23 protein-coding genes are annotated in these 26,075 nt (G+C 68.7%); 8 read left to right on the top strand and 15 right to left on the bottom strand.

Annotated elements, in window-relative coordinates:
- Window positions 1-98 precede the first annotated feature (98 nt).
- Window positions 99-1,100, bottom strand: a complete 1,002-nt coding sequence (locus NQ038_RS04560; protein WP_257047021.1) for a GNAT family N-acetyltransferase — start codon at window positions 1,098-1,100, stop codon at window positions 99-101.
- A gap of 77 nt (window positions 1,101-1,177) precedes the next feature.
- Here NQ038_RS04560 and NQ038_RS04555 point away from each other — a divergent pair, with 77 nt between their 5' ends.
- Together NQ038_RS04555 and NQ038_RS04550 are read left to right on the top strand one after the other, a co-directional pair.
- Complete coding sequence (locus tag NQ038_RS04555; RefSeq protein ID WP_257047019.1) at window positions 1,178-1,993, top strand: purine-nucleoside phosphorylase; 816 nt, start codon at window positions 1,178-1,180, stop codon at window positions 1,991-1,993.
- A 1-nt stretch (window position 1,994) separates the two neighbouring features.
- Window positions 1,995-3,803, top strand: a complete 1,809-nt coding sequence (locus NQ038_RS04550) for a phospho-sugar mutase (RefSeq protein ID WP_257061920.1) — start codon at window positions 1,995-1,997, stop codon at window positions 3,801-3,803.
- Window positions 3,804-3,872: 69 nt separating this feature from the next.
- On the opposite strand, the gene NQ038_RS04545 is transcribed toward NQ038_RS04550, so the two are convergent.
- Both NQ038_RS04545 and NQ038_RS04540 read right to left on the bottom strand, forming a co-directional pair.
- A complete protein-coding gene (locus tag NQ038_RS04545; protein WP_257047017.1) occupies window positions 3,873-4,247 on the bottom strand; it encodes a hypothetical protein in 375 nt (124 codons plus the stop codon).
- A gap of 68 nt (window positions 4,248-4,315) precedes the next feature.
- Window positions 4,316-4,987: a carboxymuconolactone decarboxylase family protein gene (locus NQ038_RS04540; RefSeq protein ID WP_257047016.1), complete on the bottom strand. Its 672-nt coding sequence runs from the start codon at window positions 4,985-4,987 to the stop codon at window positions 4,316-4,318.
- Between the two features lie 149 nt (window positions 4,988-5,136).
- On the opposite strand from NQ038_RS04540, the gene NQ038_RS04535 reads away from it, so the two are divergent.
- Window positions 5,137-5,634 (top strand): hypothetical protein, encoded by a 498-nt coding sequence (locus NQ038_RS04535; protein ID WP_257047015.1) that lies wholly within the window; start codon window positions 5,137-5,139, stop codon window positions 5,632-5,634.
- Window positions 5,635-5,648: 14 nt separating this feature from the next.
- Here the strand turns inward: NQ038_RS04535 and deoC are convergent, their stop codons facing one another.
- The 7 genes from deoC to NQ038_RS04500 form a co-directional block, all read right to left on the bottom strand.
- Window positions 5,649-6,323, bottom strand: a complete 675-nt coding sequence (gene deoC, locus NQ038_RS04530; RefSeq protein WP_257047014.1) for a deoxyribose-phosphate aldolase — start codon at window positions 6,321-6,323, stop codon at window positions 5,649-5,651.
- A gap of 49 nt (window positions 6,324-6,372) precedes the next feature.
- Window positions 6,373-7,665 carry a thymidine phosphorylase gene (locus NQ038_RS04525; RefSeq protein WP_257061918.1) on the bottom strand — a complete coding sequence of 431 codons (1,293 nt, stop codon included), beginning with the start codon at window positions 7,663-7,665 and terminating at the stop codon, window positions 6,373-6,375.
- A gap of 2 nt (window positions 7,666-7,667) precedes the next feature.
- Complete coding sequence (locus NQ038_RS04520; protein ID WP_257047011.1) at window positions 7,668-8,096, bottom strand: cytidine deaminase; 429 nt, start codon at window positions 8,094-8,096, stop codon at window positions 7,668-7,670.
- Window positions 8,083-9,384, bottom strand: a complete 1,302-nt coding sequence (locus NQ038_RS04515) for an ABC transporter permease (RefSeq protein WP_257047010.1) — start codon at window positions 9,382-9,384, stop codon at window positions 8,083-8,085. The genes NQ038_RS04520 and NQ038_RS04515 overlap by 14 nt, the downstream gene beginning before the upstream one ends.
- Complete coding sequence (locus tag NQ038_RS04510; RefSeq protein ID WP_257047009.1) at window positions 9,381-10,604, bottom strand: ABC transporter permease; 1,224 nt, start codon at window positions 10,602-10,604, stop codon at window positions 9,381-9,383. Before NQ038_RS04510 ends, NQ038_RS04515 begins: the two co-directional genes overlap by 4 nt.
- Window positions 10,601-12,193, bottom strand: a complete 1,593-nt coding sequence (locus tag NQ038_RS04505) for an ABC transporter ATP-binding protein (RefSeq protein WP_257047008.1) — start codon at window positions 12,191-12,193, stop codon at window positions 10,601-10,603. Before NQ038_RS04505 ends, NQ038_RS04510 begins: the two co-directional genes overlap by 4 nt.
- Before the next feature lie 90 nt (window positions 12,194-12,283).
- A complete protein-coding gene (locus NQ038_RS04500; RefSeq protein WP_257047007.1) occupies window positions 12,284-13,378 on the bottom strand; it encodes a BMP family ABC transporter substrate-binding protein in 1,095 nt (364 codons plus the stop codon).
- Between the two features lie 361 nt (window positions 13,379-13,739).
- Here NQ038_RS04500 and NQ038_RS04495 point away from each other — a divergent pair, with 361 nt between their 5' ends.
- The gene (locus NQ038_RS04495; RefSeq protein ID WP_257047006.1) at window positions 13,740-14,312 is read left to right on the top strand and encodes a MarR family winged helix-turn-helix transcriptional regulator; all 573 of its coding nucleotides are present in this window, start codon (window positions 13,740-13,742) and stop codon (window positions 14,310-14,312) included.
- A 95-nt stretch (window positions 14,313-14,407) separates the two neighbouring features.
- On the opposite strand, the gene NQ038_RS04490 is transcribed toward NQ038_RS04495, so the two are convergent.
- The 3 genes from NQ038_RS04490 to rsmA are packed head-to-tail and all read right to left on the bottom strand — an operon-like array spanning window position 14,408 to window position 18,159.
- Window positions 14,408-16,219, bottom strand: coding sequence for an ABC-F family ATP-binding cassette domain-containing protein (locus tag NQ038_RS04490; RefSeq protein ID WP_257047005.1), 1,812 nt, complete (start codon window positions 16,217-16,219; stop codon window positions 14,408-14,410).
- A gap of 51 nt (window positions 16,220-16,270) precedes the next feature.
- Window positions 16,271-17,218, bottom strand: coding sequence for a 4-(cytidine 5'-diphospho)-2-C-methyl-D-erythritol kinase (locus NQ038_RS04485; protein WP_257047004.1), 948 nt, complete (start codon window positions 17,216-17,218; stop codon window positions 16,271-16,273).
- Window positions 17,215-18,159 (bottom strand): 16S rRNA (adenine(1518)-N(6)/adenine(1519)-N(6))-dimethyltransferase RsmA, encoded by a 945-nt coding sequence (rsmA, locus tag NQ038_RS04480; protein WP_257047003.1) that lies wholly within the window; start codon window positions 18,157-18,159, stop codon window positions 17,215-17,217. Before rsmA ends, NQ038_RS04485 begins: the two co-directional genes overlap by 4 nt.
- Window positions 18,160-18,232: 73 nt before the next feature.
- Here rsmA and NQ038_RS04475 point away from each other — a divergent pair, with 73 nt between their 5' ends.
- The 3 genes from NQ038_RS04475 to NQ038_RS04465 are packed head-to-tail and all read left to right on the top strand — an operon-like array spanning window position 18,233 to window position 21,582.
- The gene (locus tag NQ038_RS04475) at window positions 18,233-19,501 is read left to right on the top strand and encodes a class I SAM-dependent methyltransferase (RefSeq protein ID WP_257047002.1); all 1,269 of its coding nucleotides are present in this window, start codon (window positions 18,233-18,235) and stop codon (window positions 19,499-19,501) included.
- On the top strand, window positions 19,498-20,403 hold the full coding sequence (locus tag NQ038_RS04470) for a sulfurtransferase (protein WP_257047001.1): 906 nt from the start codon (window positions 19,498-19,500) through the stop codon (window positions 20,401-20,403). Before NQ038_RS04475 ends, NQ038_RS04470 begins: the two co-directional genes overlap by 4 nt.
- A 54-nt stretch (window positions 20,404-20,457) precedes the next feature.
- Window positions 20,458-21,582, top strand: coding sequence for a glutamate--cysteine ligase (locus NQ038_RS04465; RefSeq protein WP_257047000.1), 1,125 nt, complete (start codon window positions 20,458-20,460; stop codon window positions 21,580-21,582).
- A gap of 95 nt (window positions 21,583-21,677) precedes the next feature.
- On the opposite strand, the gene NQ038_RS04460 is transcribed toward NQ038_RS04465, so the two are convergent.
- Window positions 21,678-23,330, bottom strand: a complete 1,653-nt coding sequence (locus NQ038_RS04460; RefSeq protein ID WP_257046999.1) for an AMP-binding protein — start codon at window positions 23,328-23,330, stop codon at window positions 21,678-21,680.
- Between the two features lie 145 nt (window positions 23,331-23,475).
- On the bottom strand, window positions 23,476-25,125 hold the full coding sequence (locus NQ038_RS04455) for a long-chain-fatty-acid--CoA ligase (RefSeq protein ID WP_306427702.1): 1,650 nt from the start codon (window positions 25,123-25,125) through the stop codon (window positions 23,476-23,478).
- Window positions 25,126-25,237: 112 nt separating this feature from the next.
- Here NQ038_RS04455 and NQ038_RS04450 point away from each other — a divergent pair, with 112 nt between their 5' ends.
- Entirely contained in the window at window positions 25,238-26,002 is a 765-nt protein-coding gene (locus NQ038_RS04450) for a hypothetical protein (RefSeq protein ID WP_257046998.1), read from the top strand.
- The last annotated feature ends 73 nt before the right edge of the window (window positions 26,003-26,075 follow it).

Genomic DNA, 26,075 nt, shown 5'->3' with positions numbered 1-26,075 from the left:
CGCGCGGAGCCCCCGGGCGGGGTGTTCGCCCCGCGCCGCCCCGCCCCGTGGTGGGGCGGCGCGGCGCTGTCTGCTCTCCCGGCTCAGTCTCCCGGAGTTCAGTCCCCCAGGGTCGTGTACGTGTAGAGCACGCGGGCCAGGTGCGCTGTCAGCAGACCGTCGAGCAGTTCACCGAGCACCGGCATCTCACTGGTGACCTCCACGTCCACCGGCACATCGGTCGACAGGCGCGCGATGATCACTCCCGCGTCCTGCAGCGCTGCCTGATAGTCGGTATCGGAGGATGTGGCGGCCACAGCGGCCTCCTCGGCGTCGAATGCCACGCCGACGGTCAGCTCCGTGGCCTCCTCTGGCACGCCGTCCGGCCCGGCATCCGCCGATCCCGGGGCGGCCTGCTCCGGCCGACCCGCGGCTTCGGGTACGGCGTAGGACACCGCGAAGGCGCTGATCCGGCCGGCGCGGCGCAGCAGGGCCGCTCCATAGGCGCCGGCGGCCTCGGACAGGAAGGCTGCGTTGATCCGCCCGGGACTCAGGGGCGCCACCGGGTCCACCCGGTTGACCCCCGCGTACCAGGCCCCGAACGCCTGGGTCAGTGCGACCGATCCGGTCGCGGTGACCTGGAAGTCCTCGACCCGGTCGGCGCCCAGATTGCCCAGGGCCATGGGCTGTACCCGGATCACCCGGGTGGTGGACAGTTCACCGAAGCCCCAGTGGGCGGCGATCGCGGCGCCGGGCGCCTCGGCTGCGATCCTGGCGCGCAGTGGCAGGCCCTCGAGGTCCGTCCCCACTGTCTGTTCCCGGACCGCCGCCAGCAGGGCGGATCCGATACCGTGGCCGCGTTCCTCGGCCGCGACCTCCACATGCACCCAGGCCCGCGCCGGGTGCAGGGGTGCCGCGGCGATTGCCGCGGCGCCGACGACGACATCGTCGTCGTCCAGAGTCGCGACCACACAGCACAGGGCCGGGCCCTCTCCGGTGGCCCCACTCGAGGGGGCGCGCAGCAGCGAGCGCGCAAAGTGTTCCGCAGGGGTCGTCGGGTCGTGCAGGAGCTCCGTCAAGCGCAGGTCGTCGCCGGTCCGGAAGGGTCGAATCTTCACCATGGGACAAGTCTAACGAGGCCGGTCCTCCCGCATCGCGGACACCGTGGGCGCAGAAGGTCTCAGGTAGGGTAGCGGGCATGAACGACTATATGGAAACAGCCCGTTCGGCGGCCGCCACAATCAATGGGAACGCGGGTGTGCAACGCCACGATATCGCCCTGGTACTGGGCTCCGGATGGGGCGAGGCGGCCGGCCTGCTGGGTGAGACCGTCGCCTCCCTGCCGGCTGAGCAGGTGCCCGGTTTCCACTCCCCCGTCGTCGCCGGCCACGGTGGACGGCTGGACACGGTGGCCATTGGCGACACCGGCCGCCACGCCTTGGTCCTGGGGGCGCGCACCCACTACTACGAGGGCCGTGGCGTCGATGCGGTGGCCCATGGAGTGCGCACCGCCGCCGCCGCCGGCTGCACCACCCTGGTCTTGACGAACGGTTGTGGTTCGACCCGGGAGGAATTCGCGCCGGGATCCCCCGTGCTCATCTCCGATCACCTCAACCTCACCGCGGTCTCTCCCCTGCACGGGGCGGATTTCACCGATCTGACCGATCTCTACTCCGCCCGGTTGCGCGCCCTGGCCCAGCACATCGACCCGAGCCTGGCCGAGGGCGTCTACGCGCAGTTCCCCGGACCACACTACGAGACCCCGGCCGAGGTCCGGATGGCCCGGACGCTGGGTGCCGACCTGGTCGGCATGTCGACCGCGCTCGAGGCGATCGCCGCGCGCGCCTGCGGCATGGAGCTCATGGGCATCTCCCTGGTGACGAACCTGGGAGCCGGGGTATCCGCAACCCCGCTGGATCACGCCGAGGTGCTGGCCGCGGGGCAGGCAGCCGGCCCCCGGATCTCCCGGCTGTTGGCCGATATCGTCGCCGGCATCGCCGCCGAGGAGGACTGAGATGGCCTCTGAGACGACAGCGTCCGACGGACCCGCGCGCGTGCCCGACCACCTCTCGGCCGGATTCGACCCGGCTGTGGTACGGGCCTGGGCCCTGGACGATCCGGACCCAGCCGATCGCGCCGCTCTGCTCGACCTGCTCGACCTCGCGCTCGGCGGCACCGCGGCCGAGGCCGCGGCCCGCACCGAGTTGGAGGACAGGTTCGCGGGACCCCTCGAGTTCGGCACCGCGGGGTTGCGCGGCGCGATGGCGGCCGGGCCCAATCGGATGAACCGGGCCGTGGTGATCCGGGCCGCGGCGGGGCTGGCGGCCTTCCTCGACGATTATGTGGGCCATGGGTTCTCAGTGGTGATCGGCTGCGATGGCCGGCACCACTCCGAGGAGTTCGCCGAGGACACCGCGGCGGTCGTCACGGCCGCGGGCGGGCGGGCCCTACTCCTGCCCGTGCGCCTGCCCACCCCGCTGACGGCCTTTGCGCTGGAGCATCTGGGCGCGGATGCGGCCGTTATGGTCACGGCCAGCCACAATCCGAAGGACGACAACGGCTACAAGGTCTATCTGGGCGTGCGCCCCCTGCGCGCGGTCTACGAGCGCACCGGCGATCCGGCCGGAGACGAGTTGGCAGCGGCCGGCGCCGGCGCACAGATCGTCCCGCCCTTCGACGCGCTCATCTCCGAGCAGATCACCCGGGTGCCGTCCGTGGCGGCGGTGCCCAGGGCCGCCGACGGCTGGGAGAGGCTGGGCCCGGCCATCGTGATGGACTATCTGGAGGCCATCGGCTCCGCCGGGGTCACCCAGACCGCACCGCTGCGAATCGTGCACACCGCAATGCACGGGGTGGGCACCACCACGGCGCTGGCGGCCTTGGAGCGCGCCGGCTGCAAGGACCTGCATCCGGTGCCCGAACAGGCCGAGCCGGATCCGGAGTTCCCCACGGTGGTCTTCCCCAATCCGGAGGAGGCCGGCGCCCTCGACCTGGCCATGGAGCTGGCCCGTGAGGTCGACGCGGATCTGATCCTGGCCAACGATCCGGATGCTGACCGGTTCTCCGCAGCCATCCCGGATGCCTCGGCTGCCGTGGGCTGGCGGCAGCTGGCCGGGGACGAGGTGGGCCTGCTGCTGGGCGAGTACCTGGCCGGTTTCGGCCATGTGGGGCCCGAGGCGGTATTCGCCAATTCGATCGTCTCGAGCCGCGGCCTGGGGGCCGCCTGTGCCGCGCACGGAATCGCACACCGCACGACGCTGACCGGTTTCAAGTGGATCTCCCGGGTTCCGGGGGTGGCATACGGCTACGAGGAGGCACTGGGCTACTGCGTCGCCCCGCAATTGGTGCGCGATAAGGATGGGATATCCGCTGCCGTGTTCTTCGCCGGGCTGGTGTCCCAGCTCGCGGCCAAGGACATGTCGGTGGACGACGAGCTGGCGCGCATCCGGGCCCGCGACGGAGTCTATCTGACCCGTCCGTTGACCTTCCGCGTCACCGATACCACGCTGATCGCCGACGCCATGGAGCGCCTGCGAGGCCGGCCTCCGCAGGCCCTGGGCGATGTCCCCATCGTCACCGTCACCGACCTGGCGCAAGGATCAGCGCAGCTGCCCCCGACCGACGGGCTGCTGCTGGAAGCCGAGACCGGGGATCGGGTGATCATCCGGCCCTCGGGCACCGAGCCCAAACTCAAGTGCTACTTGGAAGCCTATGAACCGGTTCCCGGCCATGCCGCGGCCGAGGTCCCGGCGGCCCAGGCCAGGGCCGCGGCAAGGCTGGCGGCGATGGCCGACGGCCTCACCAATGATCTGGACCTCGGCTAGGCCACGCTCCGGCCGGGCGGACATCCACCCGGGTGACGGCCGGCGCTCTCCGGGGCCGGGGCGGGCGGCTCAGCCCAGCTTGTGCAGGTACAGCCGTGCGCCCAGCCAGGCGACGTAGACGACGACCAGCTGCGTGGTCGCCAGGATGCGGGCGTCGCTGCCTGCGCTACTGATCAGCCCCGCGATCCCGTAGACGGTGATCGTCAGGCCCACCGCGATCATCCCGGTGAATGCCAGCGCCCCCGTCCCATGCGGGACGGGCCCCGAGGGAGCCTCGGGACGGTCGGGGTCCCGCACCCACCAGGATCCGCCGACCTGCAGAAATGCGATGACGACGAGGACGATGCCGGGCAACCACTGGGTCCAGGCGAGGTTGAGCAGTCCGAAGGCCAGAGCGATGATGGCCAGGCCAAGGCTGTGCTTGGAGAAGGGAAGCTGACGCATACCCCCATGGTACTGCGCTGCGCGCCGGCGCCCGGCAGGTGGCTGGCCCGCCGGACGCCGGCGACTACTCACTTCTCGTCGTAGAGCTTCAGGGCCAACAGCCCGTGAGTGTAGGCGCCGCCGGCGCGCAGGGCCGCGGCGATGAGCACTGCGCGCGAGATCTCCTCGTCACTGGCCCCTGCGCGCTTCGCATTGCCGGTGTGTCCGGTCACACAGAAAGGGCACTGGGTCGTCGCCGCCACCGCGATCGCGATGAGCTCTCGCTCCTTGACCCCCAGGACCTCGTCGGCAGGGTCGAACACCGCCTTGTCGAAGCCCTGGAAGCCCTCGACACCGCCGCCGGAGGTCTGGCGCAGGATCCGGGCATAACTCCTGTCGCCCGGTTCTGTGAAGTGCTCCAGCCCAGCGCCCTGGTCGGCCGCCTTGTGGACCAGGAAGCCGTGCGTGAAGGCTCCTCCGGCGCGCAGTGCCGCAGAGACGAAGACCGCACGCGATACCTCGGCCTTGCTCGCACCGGCGCGCTTCGCATTGCCCACATGGACGTCCAGGCAGTAGGGGCACTGCGTGGTCGCGGCGACGCCGATCGCGATGAGCTCCTTGGTCTTGATCGGCAGCACCTCGTCGCTCGGGTCGAAGACGGCCGCATTGAAATCGTTGAAGCCGGCGGACTGCGCGGGCGCCACTTCTGCCAGTTCCTTGGCGTAGGCGAAGTCCGACGGGTCGTGGTAGTGCTCTGCCATGTGTTCCTCCAGTGGATTCCGGTGACGTACATCTCAACCGTACGCCCACTCCGGCATCCGTGTCAGGGGCCGTCGATAGGATGGACGCAGCCCGGGCGTTCGCGTCCGGGCGCCTTTGTGCCAACTTCCCCAATAGAAGGATGACGAGCGTGGAATCGCTGCTGGAGAACCTCCAGACGTATACCGAATCGCTGCCGGACTGGCTGCACTGGGTGGTAGTCCTGGTGATGGGCGCCGTGCCCTATGTCGGATCGCACTTCGCGGCCCTGCTCGGCACCCTCGCCGGTGTGTCGAATCCCGTCACCCTGGCTTCGGCCTTCGGCGGCAACGCGGCGGCGCTGCTGGCTACCGCCGCCGTCGCCGAGCGCGCCAGGCGGCAGATGCGCCGTTTCGGCCGCAGACTGCCGATCCGCCGGCGGAAGTCGAAACTGGAGCGTCGGGTCAGACGCGCGATCGACCGTTACGGGGTCGCCGGGTTCGCCCTGTTGGGCCAGGTCGTGATCCCCAGTCAGCTGAGCACCGCCGCGATGATCGCCCTGGGCGTCAACCGGCGCAAGGTGATCGCCTGGCAGCTGGCGGGTTCGGCGCTGTGGGCCTGTGTGGCCACGGCGCTCACCGACTGGGGCCTGGATACGCTGGTCCGCTGATCCCTCCCACCGGCCTACTCCAGTCCGTCGAGCACTCCGGCGGTGCCGGACAGGCCCAGACGGCTGGCGCCGGCGGAGATCATCTGTGATGCGACCTCGGCCGTGCGGATCCCGCCGGAGGCCTTGACCCCCAGGCGGTCCCCCACGGTCCGACGCATGAGTTCCACGGCGTGGGCGCTGGCGCCGCCGGCCGGATGGAAACCGGTCGAGGTCTTCACGAAGTCCGCGCCCGCGGCTTCGGCGGCACGGCAGGCCGCGACGATCTCCTCATCGTCCAGCGTTGCCGATTCGATGATCACCTTGACCAGAACAGGGACTTCGAGGTCGGCGGCAGCGGCCGCACTCGCCGCGACGACGGCGCGGATATCGGCCTCGACCAGTTCCCAGTCGCCGGCCTTGGCGGCCCCCAGGTTGATCACCATGTCGATCTCCGTGGCGCCCTGGGCCACGGCCAGCGCCGCCTCTGCAGCCTTGATCTGGCTCTTGACCGCACCGGAGGGGAAGCCCACGACGGTGGCCACCGTCAACTCGCCCGTATCCTCCAGCGGCAGCTGGTTCGGGGAGACGCAGACGGCCTTGACGCCCAGACGGCGGCCCTCGGCCACCAGGGCCGCAACGTCCGCGCGGGTGGATTCCGGCTTGAGCAGGGTGTGGTCGACCAGTCCGGCGACCTGTTCACGAGTGGGCATGTTCCTATCCTCTTTCCTCATCGACGCCTGTTCTCCTCTGCGACGGCTGTCATCGGGCACTGATCTGTTCGAACACAACCGAACCCGGCGCAGTGCCCCCGGCAGGGCCGATCGTCGCCGCCGATTCCAGGGCCTCGAGTGCCCGGGGCAGGCGCGCCTCGTCGTCGGTGTGCAGGGTCAGCAGCGGGGCTCCCGCCACCACCGAATCACCGGGTTTCGCGTGCAGTTCGATACCGGCTCCGGCGGACACCGGGTCCTCCTTGCGGGCGCGCCCGGCACCCAGCCGCCAGGAGGCCACGCCCACGTCCAGGGCGTCCAATCCGGTCAGCACGCCGGTCTCCGGTGCTGTGACGGTGTGGGTGTGCGCCGCCTGCGGCAACGGTGCCGCGGGGTCCCCGCCCTGGGCCGCGATCATGGCGTTCCACCGGTCCATCGCACGGCCGTCGCGCAGGGCGGCGGCGACGTCCACGTCGACGATGCCCACCAGGCGCAGCATCTCGCGGGCCAGCGCGACAGTCAGTTCGACCACATCGGCGGGCCCGCCGCCGGCCAGGACCTCGAGGGCCTCGCGGACCTCCAGGGCATTGCCCACGGTGCGGCCCAGCGGGGTGGACATATCGGTCAGCAGCGCCGAGGTCCGTACCCCGTGGGCGGTTCCCAGGTCCACCATCGTGCGCGCCAGTTCACGCGCGGAATCCAGGTCCTTCATGAAGGCCCCGGAGCCCACCTTGACGTCGAGCACCAGGGCCGACGTGCCCTCGGCGATCTTCTTCGACATGATCGAGGAGGCGATGAGGGGAATGCAGTCGACCGTGGCGGTGGTGTCGCGCAGTGCGTAGAGCTTCTTGTCCGCCGGTGCCAGGCCGTCTCCGGCGGCTGCGACCACAGCCCCGACCTCGGACAGGTGGCCCAGCATCGCCGCGTGGTCCATCCGGGAGCTCCAGCCGGGGATCGATTCGAGCTTGTCCAGGGTTCCGCCCGTATGCCCCAGCCCCCGCCCGGACAACTGTGGGACCGCTGCGCCGAAGACCGCCACCAGCGGACCCAGCGGCAGGGTGATCTTGTCCCCGACCCCGCCGGTGGAGTGTTTGTCCGTGGTGGGTTTGGACAGTGCGGAGAAGTCCATAGTGGTGCCCGAGGCGATCATCGCGCCCGTCCACTGGGAGATCTCCCCCGCGTCCATCCCGTTGAAGTAGATCGCCATGGCCAGGGCCGCCATCTGTTCGTCCGCCACGACCCCGCGGGTGTAGGCGTCGACCACCCAGGCGATCTGCTCGGCCGCCAACCGCCTGCCGTCGCGTTTGGCGGCGATCACATCGACCGCATCGAAGGGTTCGACCATTCTCATTCCTCCCTCAGGTGCGCCGGCCCGAACGCATCGGGCAGGACCGCGTCCATCCGCTGCGGGCCCCGCGGCATATCGAGTACCAGCTCGGGGCCGCCGTGTTCATAGAGCAACTGGCGGCAACGGCCGCAGGGCACCAGTTTGTTGCCATGGCCGTCCACGCACGCGAAGGCCACCAGGCGGCCTCCGCCGGTGCGGAACAGGTCGGAAACCAGGCCGCATTCGGCGCACAGGCCCACTCCGTATGCGGCGTTCTCGACATTGGCCCCGGAGACTGTGCGACCGTCGTCCACCAGCGCCGCGGCACCCACCGGGTAGTGCGAATAGGGCGCATAGGCCCCCGCCATCGCGGTGCGCGCGGCCTTCCGCAGCCCCTCCCAGACCTCGGCGGGAAAGACCCGGATACTGGTTGCCTCACTGCTTGGCATAGGGCTGCCCCTCCGCCGCGGGTGCGCGCACCCGGCCCACGAAGCCCGCAACGGCGAAGATCGTCACGATGTAGGGCAACATGCTCAGCAGGTCCGAGGGCAGCGGCGAGCCGATGGCCTGCAGCGCATTGCCCAGGTTCGTCACGAAGCCGAACAACAGGGCCGCGAACAGGGCACCCAGTGGGTTCCACTTGCCCAGGATCATCGCCGCCAGGGCGATATAGCCCTGTCCGGCCGACATGTCCTTGGCAAACGCCAGGCCGGAGCCGATCGTCAGGAAGGCCCCGCCGAGGCCGGCGAAGGCGCCGGCGATGAGGGTGTTGATGACGCGCCAGCGGTTGACCTTGATGCCCACGGTGTCCGCGGCCTTGGGGTGTTCGCCGATCGCGCGCATCCGCAGGCCCCACTTGGAGCGGAAGACCAGGATGTGCAGGGCGATGACGACGACGTACATGAGGTAGACCAGCAGGTTCTGATCGAACAGCACGGGACCGAGCACCGGGATCTGCGCCAGACCGGGGATCGGCAGCTTGGGCAGTTCGAAGGCGGTGTTCCAGTGGCTGGAGTCCTTGGCCAGCACACTGGAGAACAGGAAACTGGTGATACCGGTGACCAGCACGTTGATGACCACGCCGATGATGATCTGATCGACCCAGTACTTGACCGCGAAGAACACCAGGATGACCGCGACGATGATGCCGCCCAGGGGTGCGGCCACGAGGCCCGCGTAGGGATTGCCCGCCAGCGAGGCGGTGACGGCGGCGACGAAGGCCCCGGCCAGCAGTTGGCCCTCGATCGCGATGTTGACGATGCCCGAGCGCTCGCCCACCAGACCGGACATGGCCCCGAAGATCAGCGGGACGCTCAGCGTCAACCCACCGGCCAGCAGGCTGGTGGTGGCGATGACACCATGGTCGGCCCCGGCCCAGGCCAGGAACCCGAAGACGAAGAGCACGCCGAAGACGATCGGCAGCCAAACGCCGGTGCGCACGCGCCGGGCCACGGACCACCAGGAGAAGCCGGCGAGCGCCAGCAGGACGATGCCGACCGACAGCGTCGCGGCCTTGGCCCCGACGACCAGGTCGGGCAGCCGGAGGAAGTCGCCGTCCTTGGAGAAGCGGAAGACGGTGTGTGCGCCCGCCTGGGCGCCCAGGCCGAACCACAGCACTGCCACGAGCGCCAGGATTCCGTAGACCACCGGCATCTTCCAGTTCCGCGGCGCCAGCAGGGCCGCAACGGACGGATCGGGGGTCGTGGGCTGGGTGGAAGGGGTGAGCGCGGTGCTCATGCGGCCTCCTTCTTCGCGGGTGCGGGCAGTCGGAAGATCGCGCGCACCAGGGGCGGTGCCGCGATGAGCAGGACGATGACCGACTGCACGACCAGGACGATCTCGATCGGGGTGCCGGTCTGTGCCTGCATGAGGTAACCGCCGGCCTTGAAGGCGCCGAACAGCAGGCCTGCGAAGAAGGTCCCGACCGGTTTGGAACGGCCCAGCAGGGCCACCGTGATCGCATCGAAGCCGATGGACCCGCCGACGCCCTCGGCCAGGGAGTGTTCGGTACCCAGCGACTGCATCGAACCGCCCAGGCCGGCCAGTGCGCCTGCCATGGCCATCACCAGGATCGTCACCTTGCCCACGGAGATGCCGGCGGTGCGCGCGGCCTGCGGGTTCTCCCCCACCGCGCGGAACTCGAAGCCGATGGTGGAGCGTTCCAGCAGCCACCAGACGGCCCAGGTGACGAGGATCGCCAGGAGGAAGCCCCAGTGCAGCCGGAAGGGCGCCGGCAGAATCGTGGCCAGGGCCGCGTTGTCGTCGATCGAGGTGGTGATGGGCGTGTTCTGCCCGGTCTGGGTGAACCAGCCCTGTTTGAGCAGATAGGTCAGTAGGAAGCCGGAGATCGAGTTGAGCATGATCGTCACGATCACCTCATTGGCCCCGGTGCGCGCTTTCAGGACGCCCGCGATCGAGGCCCACAGTGCGCCGCCGAGCAGGCCGCCGAGCAGCGCCACCAGCACGTGCAGGCCCACCGGCAGGTGCAGTGCGTAGCCGAAGAAGCAGGAGATGATCGCGCCGAGCACGACCTGTCCCTGCCCGCCGATGTTGAACAGGCCGGAGCGGAACGCCAGGGTCATACCCAGGCCGGTGAAGATCAGGGGCGAGGCGTAGACCATTGATTCGGTCAGCGGCCGGATCGAGCGTTCGAAGTTCGAGGCCTTCCAGTCGAACACCGCCCCGCGCAGCAGCGCCATATAGGCATCCCAGACACTGTGCCAGGCAGCTGTGAAGAAGTCGCTGGGGCGGGCGAAGAAGTAGCCCATGGTCGCGCGCACGTCCTCATCGGACAGGGCGATGAGGACGCCGCCGATGATGAGGGCGATGACGATGGCCAGGACGGACACCAGCCAACTGCCACTGAGGATGTCCTTGAGGAGCGCTTCCCGCGCGCCGGGTGTCTCCTCCGCCTCCGGCGCCGGCCTCTTCGGGGCCTCGGTGGTGTTCTGAGTCATCGGCTCTCCTCCCCTGTGTCGGGGTCTGTCTCTTCGACTGCGCTGATCTCCGTGGCGCCGGTCCCGTCGGCGATCCTGTCCAGGGCCTCGGATTCCGGGACGCCGGCCATCATCAGGCCCAGCACGTCGCGTGGGGTGTCGCCGGGGACGATGCCGACCATCGTGCCGCGGTACATCACGGCGATCCGGTCGGCCAGGGCCAGGACCTCGTCGAGTTCGGTCGAGACGATGATGCAGGGGGTTCCGGCATCGCGTTCGGCCACAATGCGGCGGTGGACGAATTCGATCGAGCCGACGTCGAGGCCGCGGGTCGGTTGGCTGGCCACCAGCAGCCGGAGCTTACGGCCCAGCTCACGGGAGAGCACGACCTTCTGCTGATTGCCACCGGAGAGGGTGGAGATGGGATCGTCGATCGAGCCCAGGCGGATGTCGAACTCCTCGACCTTCTCCCGGGCTGCCGATTCGATCACCTGGGGCTGCAGGGCCAGGCCCTTGGCATAGGGCTCCTGGTCGTACCAGTCGAGGATCATGTTCTCGCGGATGGCGAACGGGCCGATGATGCCGTCTTCCGTCCGGTCCTCCGGCACGAAGCCGATGCCGGCCAGCAGGCGCTCCTTGACGCTGAGGTGGCCCAGCTCGTTCCCGTCGAGGGTGATCGTGCCGGCGCGCGGGCGGACCAGCCCGATGATGGCCTCGGCCAGTTCGGACTGACCATTGCCCTGGACGCCGGCGACGGCCAGGATCTCGCCGCGGTGCACTCCGAAGCTCAGGTCGTCGACCACCGGGAGCCCGGTCGAGTCGAGCACCGTCAGATCGCTGACCGTGAAGGTCTCATCGCCGGGCTGTGCCGGGGCCTTGTCGATTCCCAGGTTGACCTCGCGACCGACCATCAGCCCGGCGAGTTCGGATTCCGAGGATTCCGGCGAGGCCATGCCGACGACCCTGCCGCGGCGGATCACGGTGATCGCATCGGCCACAGCGCGGACCTCGCGCAGCTTGTGGGTGATGAAGACGATCGAGGTGCCGCGGGCCTTGAGCTGGCGCATGATCTCGATCAGCTCGTCGGTCTCCTGCGGGGTCAGCACGGCGGTCGGCTCATCGAGGATGAGGACCTCCGCATCCCGGGAGAGCGCTTTGATGATCTCCACACGCTGTTGTGCACCGACCGGCAGGTCCTCGATCCGGGCGTCCGGGTCGATCTCGAAGCCGAAGCGCTCGGAGATCTCCCGGACCTTGGCCCTGGCGGTCTTGAGGTCGAGCAGGCCCAGTCCCCGCGTGGGCTCGTAGCCCAATGCCACGGACTCCGCGACGGTGAAGACCGGAATGAGCATGAAGTGCTGGTGGACCATGCCGATGCCGGCGGCCACGGCATCACCGGGACCGGAGAAGGCGATGGGCTTCCCGTCGATCAGGATCCGTCCCTCGGTGGGTTCGTAGAGCCCGTAGATGACGTTCATGAGCGTAGACTTCCCGGCACCGTTCTCACCCAGCAGGGCGTGGATCTGTCCGGGTTCGATGGTCAAGTCGATGGCATCGTTGGCGGTGAAGGACCCGAATCGCTTCGTGATCCCGTCGAGCTGGAGCCTCACGCGGTCGTTCTCCTCGCAGAGTGTGGCGGAAACGCCCGGGCCCGCCGCCGGCCGGGCGGACCGGCCGGCGGCGGGCTCGGGCAGGTGGAATCAGTCCGCCGTGGGGGCGTTCTTGGAGTCGAGCTTGATCGTGCCGTCTGCGACCTGCTTCTTGAGGTCTTCGACCTTCTTCTTCAGATCGTCCGAAAGCTTCGAGTCGAAGTCGTGGTAGGGGGCGATGCCCACCCCGTCATTGGCCAGCGTGCCGATGTAGGCCTCGGACTTGAAGTTGCCGTCCTTGCCCTCCTTGGCCGTGTCGTAGACGGCGTTGGAGATCTCCTTGAGCGTCGAGGTCAGGATGATGTCCTTGTAGTCGGCTGCGGATTCGTAGCCGTCGGAGTCGGTCCACACCACGGCGTTGTCGCCGCCTGCCTTCTTCACCGCTGCGGCGGCGCCCAGGTTGACGGGGCCGGCGACCGGCATGATGACGTCGGCGCCCTGGCTGAGGAACTCCTCGGCCAGCGTCTTGCCCTTGCCCTGGTCGTCGAAGCTGTTGGCGAAGGAGCCCTTCTGCTTGTCCTTGTCCCAGCCCAGCAGTTTGACGGACTTGCCGTTGTCCTTGTTGAACTGCGCGACGCCGTCGGCGTAGCCGTCCATGAACACGGTGACCGAGGGGATCTCCTGGCCGCCGAAGGTCGCGATCTTGCCCGACTTGCTGTAGCCGGCGGCCACGTAGCCGGCCAGGAAGCCCGCTTCGTTCGACTTGAACAGCAGCGGCTTGGCGTTGTTCAGGGTCTGCACCGCGCCCTTGGCATCGGTGAACGGCGAGTCGATCAGCGCGTAGTTCAGATCGGTGTTGTCCTGTGCCGACTTCGTCATCGTGGCGGCCAGGTTGAAGCCGACCCCGTAGGTCAGCTTGCAGCCCTGCTGCACCATCTGGTCGACGTTCGAGGTGTAGTCGGACTGGTCCTTCGACTCCGCGTCCGATTCATCCAGGCCGAATTCCTTGACGGCCTTGTCGAAGCCCTCTTTGCCCGACTGGTTGAACGAGTGGTCGTCCCAGCCGCCGGCGTCGGAGACCATGCAGACCTTGTAGTCGGACTTTTCGCCGCCGGCGCTGTCCTCCGGGGCACTGCCGCAGGCGGTCAGGGTCAGGGCGGACACCGCGGTCAGGGCCGCAGCGGACGAGAGAAGCTTGATATTCACTGGAGAACTCCCGGTTCTAAGTACCTCACGGCCCAGACCACTCACCTTCACAGCGAGCACACGGACCGCGAACATGTCAGTCACAGACTACCCGCCCCATACCAGTTTCACACAGCCGGTACCGTGCGCGTCCGCACTGTGGCGCCCGGCGTGCCCGGATTCACCCGCACGTGAAAGAACTTGGCTCGTTTACCAAATTGCAACCCAATGTCTACGACGGGTAACGTATCAATAACGAAACCCACGAGTGTGAAAAACAATTCACACAGTCACGGCTAAGCCGAGGCCCAGGGATTTTGCGAATTCAATCATTTATGCTTTACACATGGAAACCATAGTTCCCTCAGACTTCCGGAGTGTTATGAGCTCTGCTTCACCAGACGACCAGTACGACACGGGCGCGGTCCCGCCGCTGTTGGACCTGGTCCACCAGATCGGCCTACTCGGCTCCCAGCAGTGGATCGCCGGTTCCAAGTTCGCCCAGGCGCGCAACCTGAACTTCATCGACTTCTCAGTCCTCAGCCTGACTCTGTCGGCTTCCTCCGAGCTCGACACCCCGCCGACCCCGGGATACCTCAGCGACCGTCTGGCGCTCTCGGCTTCCACCCTGACCTCGATCCTGGAGCGGCTGGCCTCGGCCGACTACATCACGCGCGAACGCGATGCCGCCGACCGCCGCAGAATCTCCATCATGCCCACTCAGAAGGCCAGGGATCTTATCACCGATTACCATGCGGCCATCTTCCAGTCCTTCGAAAAGACCATGGGGGATCTGGGCAATGAGGAGGTCATGCGGATGATCCTGACCCTGCGTGGCCTCATCAAACCCGCCGAAGCCGCTCTCGAGGCCCTCGACGCCCGCCCGCCCCGGCACCGCAAGCGGACTGCCAAGGAGGAGAAGCTCGTGGCCATCGCCCGGCCCAAGAACACCTGAGAGCACTGACCGCACCGGCCGGAGTCGTCTGCTCCGGTCCGCCGCCCCGGAGGGACCAGCGTCCGCCCGGGGCGGTTCGCTGTTCCGGGGCCGATTCAGCCCTCGAGGGCCTCGGAGGCCTCCAACCAGGCCAGTTCCAGTTCGTCCTTCTCCTCCAGCAGGTCCTGTCGCTTGGCGTTGAGCTCCGCCAGGCCACTGAAATCCGACTGGTCGTGGACGGCGAAGGCGCCGTCCAGCTTCGCCAGTTCGGCCTCGACCCTGTCGATCTTGCGCTGCAGCGCGTTGACCTCCTTGGTCAGTCGGCGGTGCTCCGCCGGACTCAGCCCCTGCTCCTGCCCGGCCGGCGCCTCATCCCCCGACGCCGCCTCCTTCGCACTCCCGGTTCCGCCGTGGCGACCGGTTGCGGCAGCCGCAGCCAGTTCGAGGTATTCGTCGACCCCGCCCGGCAGGTGCCGCACCCGGTGATCCATCACGGCGTACTGATCGTCGGTCACCCGTTCGACGAAATAGCGATCGTGGGAGATCACGATGAGGGTGCCTGGCCATTCGTCGAGCAGGTCCTCCATGGCCGCCAACATGTCGGTGTCCATATCGTTGGTCGGCTCGTCGAGGATGAGCACATTCGGTTCGTCGAGCAGAATGAGCAGGAGTTGGAGCCTGCGCGCCTGTCCGCCGGAGAGGTCGCGCACCCGCGACTGCAGCGCATCACCCAGGCCCAGGCGCTCCAGCAGCTGAGAAGTGCCCAGTTCGCCGCTCGCCGTCTTGACCTCCGTGCGGTGGCGCGCCAGGATCTCGTGGAGTTTGAGGTCCAACAGGTCATCGAGTTCGCGCAGCTGCTGGTCCAGCAGAGCGATGCTGATCGTCTTGCCCCGTTTGACCCGGCCGGTCGCGGGCTCCACCTCGCCCGTGAGCAGGCCGATCAGGGTCGACTTGCCCGCGCCGTTGGCCCCCAACAGTCCCAGCCGGTCGCCTGGACCCACGATCCAGTCGGTCGGCTCGATGGTCGGTGCCGACGCACCTGGATATGTGGCCGAGGCCCCCTTGAGTTCGAAGACGTCCTTGCCCAGCCGGCTGGTCGCCAGGGCCGTCAGCTCCAGCTTGTTCCGAACCGGCGGCACGTCCGATATGAGTGCATTGGCCGCCTCGATGCGAAATTTCGGCTTCGAGGTCCGCGCCGGCGCACCGCGGCGCAGCCAGGCCAGCTCCTTGCGCGCCAGGTTCTGCCTGCGCGCCTCACTGGCCGCGGCCTGCCTGTCACGCTCGACCCGCTGCAGGACGTAGGCGGCATAGCCGCCCTCGAAGGCGTCGACCGTCCCGTCGTGGACCTCCCAGGTCAGGGTGCACACCTCATCGAGGAACCAGCGGTCGTGGGTCACGACCAGCAGCGCACCCTGACCCGCCGGCCAGCGCTTGCGCAGATGGGCGGCCAGCCAGCGCACGCCGGTCATGTCGAGGTGGTTGGTCGGCTCGTCGAGGATGAGCACGTCCCAGTCCCCTGCCAACAGCGCCGCCAGGGCGACGCGGCGGCGCTGCCCACCGGACAGGCCACCGACTTCCGCCGAGAGGTCTAGATCGCCGATCAGCCCGCCGACGACGTCGCGGACCTCGGCCCGGGAGGCCCATTCGTGATCGGCCAGGTCGCCCAGCACCGTGTGCCTGACCGTCTGGGCATCGTCCAGATCGTCGGCCTGGCGCAGATAGCCCACCCGGGTGCCACCGCGTTTGGTGACCCGACCGGTGTCCGGTTCGAGGTCACCGGCGAGGATCCGGATGAGGGTGGACTTGCCGTCGCCGTTGCGGCCCACGATGCCGATCCGGTCCCCGGCCGAGACCCCGACGGTCAGGTCCTCGATGACCTGGCGGTTCGGATAGGACAGACTGATCGCCTCGGCGCCGAGCAGGTGCACGTGGACTCCTTCTTCGAATGGTTCAGGTGGCCCCGATGGGCCCCGACCAGTCTAGTCGAGCACCCCTGCCGGTCCGGCGGGGCCCGTGGTGCGCAGCACCCGGGCCACGCCCGGGGTGGCCTCGAGCATCACGGCCAGGTCGAGCGCATGGTGCGCATCGCGGACCGGGAAGACCACGGTGGGCCCTGAACCCGAGAGCAGAGCGGCCAGGGCGCCGGCATCGCGCCCGGCCCGCATGATCGGCTCGATCCCCGGTTCCAGGTCGAGCGCGGCCGGCTCCATATCGTTGTGCAGCACCCCGGCCAGCCGTTCCGGGTCGCCCCCGGCCAGGGCCTCCAGGACGGCGTCGCGCCTGGCCGCGGTGCGCTCGGCTGAGTCCACTGCGGCACCGGCGGCACGCAGTTCGTCGAGTCTGCGGTAGACGGCCGGGGTGCTCAGCCCGGTGCCGGCGGTCGCGACCACCCAGTGGAAGCGCTGCCGGGTCATCACGGGAGTGAGTAGGTCTCCCCGGCCGGTGCCCACCGCGGTGCCGGCCCGCAGGGCGAAGGGGACATCGGCGCCGAGTCCAGCCGCGACCGCGTCGAGGCCGCCGGTGAAACCGCTGAGCCGTTTATAGGCCAGCAGGGCTGCGGCCGCGTCCGCCGAGCCCCCGCCCATCCCGGCGGCCACCGGCACGTTCTTCTCGATCTCGATCAGCACGGGAACCTCCGGTGCTCCCGCGGCGATCAGTGCCCTGATCGCCGCCAGGGCCAGGTTCGATTCGTCCAGCGGCACCGTGGGGTCGGCGAACCGACCGCTCAGCCGCACCTCGAACTCCACTGCCGGCGTCAGGGTGATGGTCTCCGCGAGGTTGAGCGACTGGAAGACGCTCGTGAGGTCGTGGTACCCGTCGGAGCGCCGCGCACCGACGGCCAGCAGCAGGTTGACCTTGCCGAAGGCACGCGCGCTCACCGGCGCCGGCACCGCTGCCGGCGCTCCCACCCTGTGCGCCCGGGTCATAACGACTCGGCTCCTCCGGCCGTGGGTCCTTCGGCAGGTGCCTGCCCTCCGGCGGGGACGATGGTCCGACCCGCGGCGGCGATCCGCACGAAGTCGTGGACATCCAGGCGCTCCCCGCGGGTCAGCGGGTCTATCCCGGCAGCCTGCAGCACCTCGCCCGCGCGGGCACCGGAGCCCGCCCAGCCGGACAGGGCCGCGCGCAGCGATTTACGGCGCTGGGCGAAGGCCGCATCGATGAGCGTGAAGACCTCGCGCCGGCTCACCCCCGCCCGACCGGCCTCGCCCGCGGGATCGTCAAGGGCCGCGGGGTGGACCGTGATTCCCACCAGTCCCGAGCCCACATTGGGCGCCGGCCAGAAGACGTTCTTGCCGATGTCCGAACCTCGGTCCACCGTGCCGTACCACTGGGCTTTGACACTGGGAACCCCGTAGACACGGGACCCGGGAACGGCCGCCAGGCGGTCGGCGACCTCGGCCTGGACCATCACGAGCACCCGGCGCAGAGTGGGAAAGGTCTCGAGCATGTGCAGCAGAACGGGCACCGCCACGTTGTACGGCAGGTTCGCGACCAGGGCGCTGGGCGCGCGACCGGGTTCGGCCTCCGGCAGCTCGGCGACCCGCAGCGCGTCCTGTTCGAGCAGTGCGAACCGGGCGTCGGGGCCGGCGTGCTCGGCGACGGTGGCCGGCAGGCGACCCGCCAGCAGCCCGTCGATCTCGACGGCGGTGACCGGGTGCCCGGCGTCCAGCAGGCCCAGCGTCAGGGAGCCCAGGCCCGGGCCCACCTCGACCACGGGCTGCCCGGGTTCCAGGGCGGCCTCGGCGACGATCTTGCGCACCGTATTGGGATCGATGACGAAGTTCTGCCCCCGCTGTTTGGTGGGACGCAGGCCGAGCTCCGCGGCCAGGGCGCGGATGGTGGCGGCGGTCAAGAGTTCACTCACGCCTCAACCCTATGACATCGTGGCCCGGCACGGCTCGGTCAGCGGGGAACGAGGCGCCCGATAAGCTGGGGACATGGAACCGGACACTCTGCGCGCCCTCTTGGATCCCGCCTCCCTGGCCCTGCTGGACGGGGTCGAATACGAGCGGGGGCGGGAACTGCAGATCGCCACCCGATTGCGCTCGGAGCTGGCCGAAAGGGGGCTGCCGGCCGGCCTGGCCGCGGCCCTGGTCACCCAGGCGGAACTGCGGCAGGCCGCACCGGCGAAGTTCGGCCCCTTCGCGGATTCCCTTCTCTTCACCCGGGATGGTCTGGCCCAGGCCACCCGCCTGCCGGTCGCGGCCCACCACGCCGGGCGAATGCGGCAGGCCGCACTGCGCGCCGGCCTGGACTTCGAGTCCGCTCCGATCGCCGATCTGGGCTGCGGGATCGGCGCGGATTCCCTGGCCTTCGGTGGGCTGGGGGCCCCGGTGATCGCCATCGACGCCGATGAGGTCACCGCAGCCCTGGCCGCCTATAATCTGCGCCACCTGGAGAAGGTCACCGTCGAACACGGGCGGGCCGAGGATTTCGACCCCGAGCGCGCCGAACTCCTGTGGCTGGATCCGGCCCGGCGCTCCGGCACCAAGCGCGGCGGGCAGGCCCGCCGGCTCAACGACCCCGAGGACTTCTCCCCCAGCCTGTCCTGGGCCTTCGGCGCGGCGGCGGACTATGCGGGCACCGGAATCAAGCTGGGGCCGGCCCTGGACCACGGGCTGATCCCCGCGGGCTGGGAGGCCCAGTGGGTCTCACACACAGGCGATGTGGTCGAGGTCGCCCTCTACCATGGGGCCGCCGCCCGCGCCCCCGGCCGCACCGCACTGGTGCTGGGCCCGGCCGGCGCCGCCGAGGTGTCCCAGGCCGACCTGCCCGCGACCGCGACCCCGGAGGACGGACTGGGCACCCTGGGCGCGTATCTGTTCGAGCCCGATGGCGCGGTGATTCGGGCGGGACTCGTCACCGCCCTGTGCGGCCCGCTGGGCGCCCACCGGCTGCACGAGCAGATCGCCTATCTCACCGGCGAGCGCCCGGCCGGGGGAACCGCCGCCCGCCTGGTGCGCACCTTCCGGATCGTCGACACCCTGCCCACCAAGGTCAAACCGCTGCGCGCCGAACTCATTCGGCGCGGTATCGGGCGGGTGGTGATCAAGAAGCGGGGCGCCGACATCGTCCCCGACGTTCTGCGCAGACAGCTCCGCCTGCCCGCCGGTGATCCGGCTACCCTGGTATTCACCCGACTGGGCGATCGGCACATCGCCCTGCTGGTCGAAGAAGTCGTCGAGGAAACGAAGGACCGTTCATGACCCGTCTGCCCACGCTCATCTCACCGGCCGAACTCGACGAGCTGTTCGCCGGGGCCCGTCCCCCTGTCGTCCTCGACGTCAGATGGACTCTGCCGCGCCCGGACGGACGCGAGGACTTCATGCTGGGCCATATCCCCGGCGCCCTCTACGTCTCGCTCGATGACGAACTGGCCGCCCCCGCACATGACGACCCGACGGCCGGCCGACATCCGCTGCCCGATCCACAGGGCTTCCAGGCGACGGTGCGGGCCTGGGGCGTCGACGAGGACTCCACCGTCGTGGTCTACGACGACAACCAGTCCCTGGGCGCGGCCCGCGCCTGGTGGCTGCTGCGCTGGGCGGGCAAGACCGATGTGCACGTGCTCGACGGGGGTCTGGGCGCATGGCAGCGGGCCGGCCTGCCCCTGGCTGGTGGGCCCTTCGTGCGACCGCGGCCGGGGACCTTCACCGTCACCGGTGGACACCGCCCGGTGATCGACGCCGCGGGTGCTGCGGATTTGGGCGCCAGGGGCCGGTTGATCGACTCCCGGGCCCCTGAGCGCTACCGCGGGGAGGTCGAGCCGATGGATCCCCGGGCCGGTCACATCCCAGGAGCCCTGAACCGGCCGACGACGGAGAACATCGATCCGTCTACCGGTAGGTTCAAGGACCCGCAGACCCTGCGCGCGGAGTTCGAGCGGGTCGCCGGCGCCGATGCGCTTGCGGGCGCCGCCTCGGCCGCGGCCCCCGCTGCGTCCCCGCAGGAGCCGACCGGTGAGCTGGGCGTGTACTGCGGCTCCGGGGTGACCGCCTGCCACAATCTGCTGGCCCTGGACACCCTGGGTGTGACCGCCGCCCTCTACCCCGCCAGCTGGTCCGGCTGGTCTGCCGACCCGCAGGCGCCTGCCGCCACCGGCGACTGAGGCCACCCGCCCCGCTCACCGTTCCCCCGACTCACCGAACGCTAGGATCTACTCATGGTGACTTTCGCGCGTTCAGCCCGTTCCACCCTCGGCGTCGAATGGGAGCTCGCCCTGCTCGACCGCCACTCGCTCGACCTTGTCCCCGCGGCCGCTGCCGTGCTCGAGCGCACCGCGCAGGTCCCCGCTCTGCGGCGCAGCGTGGTCGGCGAGATGCTGACGAACACCGTCGAGGTGGTCTCGGGAGTGCACACGGACGTCTCCGGGGTGATCGGCGACCTGCGCGGGAAGGTTGAGGCTCTGACCCCGCTGACAGATGCCCTGGACATCGACTTGATGTGTGCGGGCACCCACCCCTTCGCCCTCTGGCAGAACCAGACGGTCACCGACAAGGACCGCTACGCCGAACTGATCAACCGGACCCAGTGGTGGGGCCACCATATGCTCATCTACGGGGTCCACACGCATGTGGGAATCGACTCGCGCGAGAAGGTGCTGCCGATCCTGGGCGCGCTGCTGGCCTATGTGCCGCACCTGCAGGCCGTCAGCGCCTCGAGTCCGTTCTGGGAGGCGACCGACACGCGCTACGCCTCGAATCGCGCGATGATGTTCCAGCAGCTGCCGACCGCCGGGCTGCCCTTCCAGTTCGAGACCTGGTCGGCCTATGAGAAGTACGTCGCGGACATGATGCACACCGGGGTGATCGACGAGATCAACGAGATCCGCTGGGACATCCGGCCCTCGCCGGGCTGGGGCACGATCGAGGTGCGGGTGTGCGACGGCATCCCCACGCTGGACGAGATCGCCGCGGTCACAGCCTTCGTCCAGTGCCTGGTCGACGATTTCTCCGAACGGCTGGACCGCGGGGAGACCCTGCCGCGGATGCCCGACTGGTTCCATGTGGAGAACAAGTGGCGGGCCGCCAGGTACGGGATGGAGGCGATCATCATCGAGAACGCCGCCGCCGAGGAGCGGCTGGTCACCGAGGTGATCGCCGACGAGGTCGCCCGCCTGGAGCCCGTCGCCGAGCGCCTGGGCTGTGCGGAGGAGCTGGCGGGCATGCTGCGCTTCGCCGAGGTCGGGGCCAGCTACCAGCGCCAGCGCGCGGTGTTCGAGCGCACGGGAGACCTCAAGGAGGTCGCCCGCCTCCTGGTCGAGGAGTTCAAGACGGGAGCCACCTGACCGGACTCCAGCGGTGGCTCCACAAATACATGTGTGGCTCGAAAACTCATGAGTTCGCGAGCCACACGCGTATTTGTGGAGCCACCGTCAGGCTTTTACAGACCGCCCTGGATCTTCGCCTCGTGGCCGGCCCACTCCTTCGCGCGCAGGGCCTGCTTCTGGGTCTTGCCGCCGCCGGACTTCGCCAGCACGGGCACGAACTCGATCTCGCGCGGGTTCTTGTACCGTGCCAGATGACCGCGCAGGTGCTCCAAGATCTCCTCGGCCGTGGTCTGCACACCGTCTTCGAGCACGACGAAGGCCTTGGGCCGTTCACCCCAGTGTTCGTCGGGCACCCCGATGACGGCAACATCGGTCACGCCAGGGAAGGCGTTGATGGCCTGCTCGACCTCGATGGTGGAGATGTTCTCACCGCCGGAGACGATGATGTCCTTGGCCCGATCGCGCAGTTCGATGTAGCCGTCCGGGTGCATAACCGCCAGGTCGCCGGAGTGGAACCAACCGTGGGCGAACGCCTTGGCGGTGGCCTCGGGGTTCTTGTAGTAGCCCTTCATGACGTTGTTCCCGCGCATCACCACCTCGCCCATCGTCTGGGCGTCGGCGGGCACGTCGACCAATTCGCCGTCCACCGGTTCCCGGTAGACCACGCGCACGGGGTCGAAGGTCACCATGCCAACGCCCTGCCTGGCCTGCTTGGCCGCACGGGCGTCGGCGTCCAGGTCCGCCCAGGGGCTCTGCCACTGGTTGTACGTGTAATTGCCGTAGGTCTCCGTGAGCCCATAGGAGTGCTGGACCGTGAAGCCCATATCGTGGATCCGCTTGAACATCGTGGGACTCGGCGGAGCGGCGGCGGTGCCGATCACCAGTTCGTAGTCCAGCCGGTGGGCCGCCGGATCGTTCATCAGGGTGGAGACCACAGTGGGCGCACCGTTGAGCCGGTTGATCCCGTGCAAGTCGATCAGCCGCCAGATCTCCGGGCCGCGGACCTCGCGCAAGCACACCTGCTTGCCCCCGACCGAGGCCACGGCCCAGGAATTGCACCAGCCCTGGCAGTGGAACATCGGCAGGGTCCACAGCAGGTTGGTGTCCATCCCGAAGCGCAGGTGGACCACCTGGGACAGGGCGTTGAGGTAGGCGCCGCGGTAGCTGTACTCCACGCCCTTGGGCGCGCCGGTCGTGCCCGAGGTGTAGTTGATGGACAGCAGCTGGTTCTCATCGCGGACCGTCCAGTCCAGTTCGGAGCCGTCCGCCTCCCCAGCGGCCAGGAACTCGGGTGCCCGGACGACCCGCACCCCGGCGGGATCCACTGGGAGCTCCGGCTGGTTCGCATAGAGCTCGTCGCGGGCCAGCACCACCGTGGTGGTGGTTTCCAGGTCTGGCACGATCGCCGCGATGTCCGGCCAGTACTGGGTATCGCACACCAGCAGTTTGGCGCCCGAGTGGTTGAGGATGTAGCGGACCTCATCGGCGGCCAGCCGGGTGTTGATCGGGACCAGGACCGCATCGATCAACGGGACCGTGAAGGTCGAGTAGAAACTCACCGGGGTGTTGGGCACCATATAGGCGATCCGGTCCCCGGGTTCGATCCCGGCGGCCAGGAAGGCGTGTGCCCAGCGTTCGACGTCCTCCCGCACCTGCCGATATGTCCAGGCCGAGTCACCGTACACCAGCGCGGTGCGCTCGGCGAAGACCGAGGAGGAACGCTCAAGGAAGGAGATCGGGGTGAGCTGGGTGGTCCAGGGGTTCATGCCGGCCTTTCTAAACAGGGATCCGCACAGCTTCTCACGCCGCGGGTTCCCCCTCAGATTAGGCCGGGTGTGCACCGGGCCGGTCATAAACCGTCATGTTGTGTCATGCAGTTCCCATCCCCCGGTCCGCGCGACTCCCCCGGTCTCAGCCCTTCACGCGCCTCGTGTGGCCGCCCCATTCCCGTTCCCGCAGTGCGTACTTCTGGATCTTGCCCGTCGAGGTCTTCGGCAGGACCGGCACGAACTCCACATCGCGCGGGTTCTTGTAGCCGGCCAACCGCTCGCGCAGGAACTCGCGCACCTCCTCGGCGGTGGCCGCGGATCCCTCGGCCAGCACGATGAAGGCCTTGGGACGCTCGCCCCATGTGTCGTCGGGCACTCCGACAACCGCCACATCGGTCACTCCGGGGAAGCCTGCAATGGCCTGCTCGACCTCGATGGTGGAGATGTTCTCACCGCCGGAGACCACCACGTCCTTGGCCCGATCGCGCAGTTCGATATAGCCGTCCGGGTGCATCACGCCCAGGTCGCCGGAGTGGAACCAGCCGCCTGCGAAGGCAGCCTCGGTCGCCGCCGGGTCGGCGTAGTAGCCCTTCATGACGTTGTTCCCGCGCATCACGACCTCACCCATGGTCGCCCCGTCTGCCGGCACATCGACGAGTTCCTCACCCGGTACCGCCGGAGCCACGACGCGGGCGCGTTCGGCGACGATCATCCCAACCCCCTGCCTGGCCTGCAGGCCGGCCCGGGTCTGCTGATCGAGTTCTGCCCAGGCGTCCTGATACTGGTTGACGGTGTAGGGGCCATAGGTCTCCGTGAGTCCGTAGACGTGGACGACCGAGAAGCCCATGGCCCCCATCCGGGTGAGGATCGTGGGGCTGGGCGGGGCGCCTGCGGTGGTGATGGTCACCGCCGCCGCCAACTCATGGGACTCGGTGGCATCGAGGATCGTCGAGACCACCGTGGGGGCGCCGTTGAGGTGGGTGATGCCGACGGTGTCGATCAACCGCCAGATCTCCGGACCCCGGACTTCGCGCAGACAGTACTGGGTGCCGCCGGAGGCCACCAGCGCCCAGCCCGTGCACCAGCCGTTGCAGTGGAACATCGGCAGGGTCCACAGATACCGCGAGTCGGTGTCGAACCCGGAGTGGACGATCTCCGAGAGCGCATTGAGGTAGGCCCCGCGGTGGGTGTACATCACGCCCTTGGGCTTGCCGGTGGTCCCTGAGGTGTAGTTGATCGACAGGGTCCGGTTCTCGTCGTCGACGCTCCACTCCACTGGACTGGCGTCGCCCGCGGCCCCCGCGAGGAATTCCCCGCGCGTGAGTACTCGGGTGCCCGCCGGGTTGGCCCGCGGCGCCGGGCGTTCGGCGTATTGTTCATCGTCGATGAGCACGATCGTCTCGACCGTACTCAATTCGGCGGCCACCGCGGTCACCGCAGGCCAGTACTGGCTATCGATGACGAGGACCTTCGCACCCGAGTGGTCCGCGATATAGCGGACCTCCGCGGGCGCCAGCCGGGTGTTGACCGGCACCAGCACGGCATCGATCAGCGGCACCGCGTACATCGACATGAGTGTCTCCGGCAGGTTCGGCATCATATAGGCCACCCGGTCCCCGGCCTCGACTCCCAGCGCGCGCAGGGCCCTGGCACGGACCTCGACGGCCTCGCGCAGTTCTGCATAGGTCAGGGATTCCGTTCCGTGGACCAGGGCGGGTTTGGCCGGGAAGACCTCGGCCGAACGGGCGAGATAGGACAGGGGTGTGAGTTGCGTGATCCAGGGTTGCATCATGGCCTCTCTGTCAGTGATGTGCCCTTCAGTGTAATTCGGACCACTTGCCCAGCTTCGGGGAACGACATCTGCGGTCATCTTTCCATATACTCGATTATGACAACCTCCATTGATGGAAAGGCATATCATGGGCCACCGACGACACACAGCCATTGCGGCCGCCGCGCTCATCACAACCCTCGGACTCACCGCTTGCTCGGGCGGACGGGCCGAATCCCAAGACGACGGACAGACCGCTCCCGAGGCCGCACAGGCCCCCAGCGGTTCCGCCGACCAGCCGGTCGACTCCCCGGCCGCGGAGCAGGGCGACGGAGCCGCTGCCCCGGCAGACGACGATGCGGCCGCCGGCGGAGCGGTCCCCGCCTGGGCCAAGGAGCCGACCTCCGGCGGTGAGGAGATCGCCTCAATCGACGCAGGAGACGTCAATGTCAAGGTCTTCCAGATGGGCGTGGAGAAGGCCCCCAAGGAGGGCCGCTGGGTCGACCCCGACACCAAGAAGCCGTTGATCGCCAAGGGCGACGACATCGTTTTCGTCAACTACGTCGTGACCAACAACGGCGATCCGATCGATCTGGGTTCCAGCCTGGTCAAGGTCACCCCCAAGTACGACGACTGGAAATACGCCCAGGGAATGGGTGGGATCACCGACAGCTCACTGTCGAAGAAGGTGGGCATCGAGACGAGTGCGATCGCCAACCGGGCCGATCCGACCGTCTATCCCTTCGCCAAGGGGGAACATTTCAGTTATGGGGAGAACTTCCACTACCAGAAGAATTCGCCCATCACATTCAAGGTCAGCATCACCCCGGTCGACGATGCGGGCAAACTCGTCCACGCTGAGCGGACCGAGCAGGAGGGCAAGGGCACCATCGCCTGAACCCGCCCACAGCGCTGCATGTGCAAGGCTCCCCCTGTAACCTCCAGGGGGAGCCTTGCACATGAGACGGCCC

The sequence above is a fragment of the Brevibacterium sp. 50QC2O2 genome, from assembly GCF_024580675.1.
GTDB classification, from domain to species: Bacteria; Actinomycetota; Actinomycetes; order Actinomycetales; family Brevibacteriaceae; genus Brevibacterium; species Brevibacterium moorei.
This window is presented reverse-complemented; position numbering and strand designations above follow the sequence as displayed.

Coding starts and splice junctions, on each gene's coding strand:
- NQ038_RS04560 (WP_257047021.1), bottom strand. CDS start 1,100: ATGGTGAAGATTCGACCCTTCCGGACCGGCGACGACCTGCGCTTGACG.
- NQ038_RS04555 (WP_257047019.1), top strand. CDS start 1,178: ATGAACGACTATATGGAAACAGCCCGTTCGGCGGCCGCCACAATCAAT.
- NQ038_RS04550 (WP_257061920.1), top strand. CDS start 1,995: ATGGCCTCTGAGACGACAGCGTCCGACGGACCCGCGCGCGTGCCCGAC.
- NQ038_RS04545 (WP_257047017.1), bottom strand. CDS start 4,247: ATGCGTCAGCTTCCCTTCTCCAAGCACAGCCTTGGCCTGGCCATCATC.
- NQ038_RS04540 (WP_257047016.1), bottom strand. CDS start 4,987: ATGGCAGAGCACTACCACGACCCGTCGGACTTCGCCTACGCCAAGGAA.
- deoC (WP_257047014.1), bottom strand. CDS start 6,323: ATGCCCACTCGTGAACAGGTCGCCGGACTGGTCGACCACACCCTGCTC.
- NQ038_RS04525 (WP_257061918.1), bottom strand. CDS start 7,665: ATGGTCGAACCCTTCGATGCGGTCGATGTGATCGCCGCCAAACGCGAC.
- NQ038_RS04520 (WP_257047011.1), bottom strand. CDS start 8,096: ATGCCAAGCAGTGAGGCAACCAGTATCCGGGTCTTTCCCGCCGAGGTC.
- NQ038_RS04515 (WP_257047010.1), bottom strand. CDS start 9,384: ATGAGCACCGCGCTCACCCCTTCCACCCAGCCCACGACCCCCGATCCG.
- NQ038_RS04510 (WP_257047009.1), bottom strand. CDS start 10,604: ATGACTCAGAACACCACCGAGGCCCCGAAGAGGCCGGCGCCGGAGGCG.
- NQ038_RS04495 (WP_257047006.1), top strand. CDS start 13,740: ATGAGCTCTGCTTCACCAGACGACCAGTACGACACGGGCGCGGTCCCG.
- NQ038_RS04485 (WP_257047004.1), bottom strand. CDS start 17,218: ATGACCCGGGCGCACAGGGTGGGAGCGCCGGCAGCGGTGCCGGCGCCG.
- NQ038_RS04475 (WP_257047002.1), top strand. CDS start 18,233: ATGGAACCGGACACTCTGCGCGCCCTCTTGGATCCCGCCTCCCTGGCC.
- NQ038_RS04470 (WP_257047001.1), top strand. CDS start 19,498: ATGACCCGTCTGCCCACGCTCATCTCACCGGCCGAACTCGACGAGCTG.
- NQ038_RS04465 (WP_257047000.1), top strand. CDS start 20,458: ATGGTGACTTTCGCGCGTTCAGCCCGTTCCACCCTCGGCGTCGAATGG.
- NQ038_RS04460 (WP_257046999.1), bottom strand. CDS start 23,330: ATGAACCCCTGGACCACCCAGCTCACCCCGATCTCCTTCCTTGAGCGT.
- NQ038_RS04455 (WP_306427702.1), bottom strand. CDS start 25,125: ATGATGCAACCCTGGATCACGCAACTCACACCCCTGTCCTATCTCGCC.
- NQ038_RS04450 (WP_257046998.1), top strand. CDS start 25,238: ATGGAAAGGCATATCATGGGCCACCGACGACACACAGCCATTGCGGCC.